Origin of the sequence: uncultured Maritalea sp. (assembly GCF_937139385.1) — a bacterium.
Taxonomy (GTDB): domain Bacteria; phylum Pseudomonadota; class Alphaproteobacteria; order Rhizobiales; family Devosiaceae; genus Maritalea; species Maritalea porphyrae_A.
Genome location: NZ_CAKZPW010000312.1, coordinates 1 through 1,192 on the forward strand (window position 1 = coordinate 1; position 1,192 = coordinate 1,192).

Here is a 1,192-nt window from a genome sequence, read left to right on the forward strand (position 1 = left end):
ATCATTCTAAACAAGGATTTTTACGCTTCACCAGCAATCTGAGTTAGAGTTGAAATGCGGGCGATTTGAAAAACCTGACTAAATGGTCAGAAAATGTTTGACCTTTTGGTAAAAATATCAAATGATATATGCTGAAGGAAAGTGTTGCTGGTACGCTTTGGTTATTCGGTTTGAGGAGATCGGGTAACATATTTACAAAGTGCGGCGGCTAATCTGGGGAGGACTATTAATGAGCGAAGCTGATTTCGCGACGCGGGATATCCGTAACGGTCGCCTTGACCAAATAGACTATGAATCCAATTTTGAGGATCTGCACGCGCCCCTCACCCGCCATGAGGCGATGGTGGAAGCGGAGCGTTGCTATTTTTGCTATGATGCGCCGTGTATGACCGCGTGCCCCACCAGCATTGATATTCCTCTTTTCATTCGGGAAATTGCGGCAGACAACCCATCGGGTTCGGCCAAAACCATTCTCAACCAGAACATATTGGGCGGCATGTGCGCCCGGGTATGCCCCACCGAAACGCTTTGCGAAGAAGTGTGTGTGCGTGAAGAAGCGGAAGGCAAGCCAGTAAAAATTGGTCAACTGCAACGCTACGCAACTGACCACCTGTTCGAGACCGCAAAAGAGCACCCGTTTAAACGCGCCGCCTCAACCGGCAAACGTGTTGCCATCGTGGGCGCGGGCCCAGCTGGCCTTTCGTGTGCTCACCGATTGGCGATGCACGGACACGACGTCACAATTTTTGAAGCGCGGGCAAAAGCTGGCGGATTGAACGAGCACGGCATCGCTGCTTACAAAACCACTCACAATTTCGCGCAGCTTGAAGTTGACTTTGTGTTGGGCATTGGCGGCATTGAAATCAAAAACAACCAGGCCCTTGGACGTGACATTTCTGTTGCACAGTTGCGCGACGAATTTGACGCGGTGTTTATTGGCGTTGGCTTGGGCAACACCAATAATCTTGGCCTTGATGGCGAAGACAATGATGGTTGCCTAGACGCTGTTGATTATATCGAAGAGCTGCGTCAAACCGACGATTTGAGCTCCCTGCCCGTTGGGCGTGATGTGGTGGTGATCGGTGGGGGCATGACCGCCATCGACATCGCCATTCAAACAAAATTGCTGGGCGCAGAAAATGTCACCATCGCCTATCGTCGCGGGCAAGAAGCAATGAACGCCAGCCTTTAT

Annotated in this window: 1 protein-coding gene; it reads left to right on the forward strand. The window is 50.8% G+C overall.

Features of this window, described 5'->3' with window-relative positions:
- Positions 1-229 precede the first annotated feature (229 nt).
- Positions 230-1,192, forward strand: a 963-nt coding sequence (locus tag Q0231_RS12765) for an NAD(P)-dependent oxidoreductase (protein ID WP_299347941.1), incomplete at its 3' end; no start/stop codon positions are given.